General features: G+C 76.6%; 3 protein-coding genes. 2 read left to right on the forward strand and 1 reads right to left on the reverse strand.

The genetic code is table 11. The features are described from left to right. Positions 1-162: 162 nt before the first annotated feature. On the forward strand, positions 163-942 hold the full coding sequence (locus E1283_RS34785; protein ID WP_132822159.1) for an MBL fold metallo-hydrolase: 780 nt from the start codon (positions 163-165) through the stop codon (positions 940-942). Beyond that, positions 939-1,682, forward strand: a complete 744-nt coding sequence (locus tag E1283_RS34790; RefSeq protein WP_243745315.1) for a DedA family protein — start codon at positions 939-941, stop codon at positions 1,680-1,682. Before E1283_RS34785 ends, E1283_RS34790 begins: the two co-directional genes overlap by 4 nt. On the opposite strand, the gene E1283_RS34795 is transcribed toward E1283_RS34790, so the two are convergent. Then, positions 1,640-2,761, reverse strand: a 1,122-nt coding sequence (locus tag E1283_RS34795) for a hypothetical protein (RefSeq protein WP_207930657.1), incomplete at its 5' end; no start/stop codon positions are given. The two genes, E1283_RS34790 and E1283_RS34795, sit on opposite strands and share 43 nt — an antisense overlap.

Genomic DNA, 2,761 nt, shown 5'->3' on the forward strand with positions numbered 1-2,761 from the left:
CCCTTCGCCCCACCGGCACCGGCCGCCCCACGCGGCGGCTGGCATGCTGGATGGCGAGGGATCGACGGCGGGGGAAGGCGAGTGCGGGAGGCGGCGGACGCCCGCCCCGCCCGGACGAACCCCTCTGCCGGAAGAGCGTTCGACGGCCGGAAGGAGTTCCTGATGCCGGTGGAGATCACCTGGTGGGGTCACGCCACGGCGACCGTGCGGGACTCCGGGACGACGGTGCTGACCGACCCGGTGCTGACGCCGCGCTGCGCCCACCTGCGGCGGCGTCGCGGTGACGTGCCGCCCGCGGCCGCGCGCGCCGCGGACGCGGTGCTGGTCTCCCACCTGCACGCCGACCACCTGCACCTGCGCTCGCTCGCCAGGGTGGCCGCCGGCGCGCTGCTGGTGCTGCCCCGCGGCGCGCTGCGCGCGGTGCCGCGCCTGCGGCGGCTCGCCGCGGGCCTCGAGGTGTGCGAGGTGACCGCCGGGGACAGAGTCAGGGTGGGCGGGTTGACGGTGCGCGCCGTGCCGGCGGCGCACGACGGGCGGCGGCTGCCGTTCGGCCCGCGCCGGATCCAGCCGCTCGGCTATGTGCTGGAGGGGGAGGCGAAGACGTACTACGCGGGCGACACCGACCTGTACGAGGCGATGGCCAGGGAGACGGGCCCGGTGGACATGGCGCTGCTGCCGGTCGGCGGCTGGGGGCCGCGGCTCGGCCACGGCCACCTCAACGCGGAGCGGGCCGCCGAGGCGCTGGCCGCGCTGCGCCCGCGCGGCGCGGTGCCCGTGCACTACGGCACCTTCTGGCCGGTGGGCATGGCGGCGGTGCGGGCCCACGAGTTCCACGCGCCGGGTGACGAGTTCGTGCGGCACGCGGCACGGCTGGCGCCCGAGGTGCGGGTGCACCGGCTCGGCCACGGCGAGAGCGTGCGGCTGGCGGTGACCGGGCGATGATGCCGGTGACCGCGACGGCGGCGGGCGCGGGGGCCGCGCTGGCCGCCACCGAGGCCGTCTCGGAGGCCGTCTCCACCGACTCCACCCAGCAGGTCGTCGGCTATCCGTCGCTGTTCCTGCTGGTGCTGCTCGGCGCGCTGGTGCCGATCGTGCCGACCGGCGCCGTGGTCAGCTCGGCCGCCGCGGTCGCGCTGCACCACCCCGAGCCGGCGCTGGCGTCGCTGCTGGTGTTCGCGCTGTCGACGGCGGCCGCGTTCCTGGGGGACGCGATGCTGTTCTGGCTCGGCCGGCGCGGCGTGCGCTCGCGCAACGGCTCGCGCTGGCTCGACCGGATGTACGAGCAGGTGGCGCCGGAGCGGCTGGCCAGGGCGCGCGAGCGGATCGCGGCCGGCGGCACCACCGTGCTGCTGGTCTCCCGGCTGGTGCCGGCCGGCCGGATACCCGTGATGCTGGCCTGCCTGCTGGCCAGGATGCCGATGCGGGCCTATCTGCGCGCCGACCTGCCGGCCGCGCTGGCCTGGGCCGCCATCTACCAACTGCTCGGCATGCTGGGCGGCGCGCTCTTCCCGCACCCCTGGCAGGGGGTGCTGGCCGCGCTGGTCCTGACGCTGCTGATCGCCGCGACCCCGCCGGCCTGGCGCCGACTGCGGCGGCTCGTGCACCGCGACCACCGCGATCGCCGGGACCGCCGCGACCATCAGGACCCCGCCCCGCGCCCGGCGCCCAGTTCCTCGTCGTAGCGCCCGGCCGCCGCCGCGAGGTGGCTGGAGAGCACCCACAACACCGCCAGGTCGAAGGCGAGTTCGGTGACCGCCGCGAACTGGTTCACGGTGAACTTGAAGACCTGGCCGACCAGGACGTCGACAAGGAGCGCCGCCCACCACAGCCGGAACGCGGCCGTCCGGTCGTGGCCGAGCCGGGCGAGCCCGGCCAGCCAGAGGCCGACCGAGACGGCGGCGCAGAGCAGGATGCCCACGCTGGCGCCCGCCTGGGGATCGTTGCGCAGCTCTCCCCCGACGAAGTCCAGCGGGATCCAGACCACCAGCAGCAGCGCCTCCACCAGGACGCACAGCGCGGCCAGGGCCAACGCCGCCCGCGAGCCGGCGAGCCGCCCGGCCGCCCGCCGCAGGCCGCGCCCCCAGGCGGACGCCCTGGCGCGCCAGGGGCCCGCGGGCGCACGCTCCGGCACCGAGGCGAGCAACGCGGCCAGCGCACGGTCGATGTCGCGGTCCGAGCGCTCGACGAACCGCAGCGCGGTCCGCCGCTGCTCGGCGGTGAGCCCCGACATGACGCCGGTCAGCGCGAGGTCCGCCGCGTTCGCGGTGCGCCGCTCCACGGTGAGCCGCCCGAGGTCGGCGGTCCGCCGCCGCACCAGCCAGGTCAGCAGGAGCAGCACGGCGAAGGTGGCGTAGATGATGCCGGCCGCCGGCCGGTAGAAGTAGCCCTGGTCGTCGGTGACCTGCTTGCCGACCTGGTCGATGAAGAGCCCGAAGCCGACGCCGCCCACCACCGCCCCGAGTTGCCGGCCGGAGCGCCCGAGCAGGCAGAGCGCGAGGAGGACCGCCACCATCATCAGCAGCCCGCCCCAGAGCATGTGCGCGATGTGCAGGTCGCTGCCCCCGCCGCCCAGTTCGGGGTAGCCGGCCTGGGCCAGGAAGGCGCGGGTGGCCAGGACGGTGGCGATCCCGGACAGCGCGAACAGCTTCACGGCCCCGGCGGCGCCGAGTGCGCGCGGCACGAGGCGCCAGCCGGCGCCACCCAACGTCGCCGACCCACCGGATGCCTGGTGTTCGACCGCCATGGTTGCCCTCCCCCGCGC

Origin of the sequence: Streptomyces hainanensis (assembly GCF_004348415.1) — a bacterium.
Classification (GTDB): domain Bacteria; phylum Actinomycetota; class Actinomycetes; order Streptomycetales; family Streptomycetaceae; genus Streptomyces; species Streptomyces hainanensis.

Coding starts and splice junctions, on each gene's coding strand:
- E1283_RS34785 (WP_132822159.1), top strand. CDS start 163: ATGCCGGTGGAGATCACCTGGTGGGGTCACGCCACGGCGACCGTGCGG.
- E1283_RS34790 (WP_243745315.1), top strand. CDS start 939: ATGATGCCGGTGACCGCGACGGCGGCGGGCGCGGGGGCCGCGCTGGCC.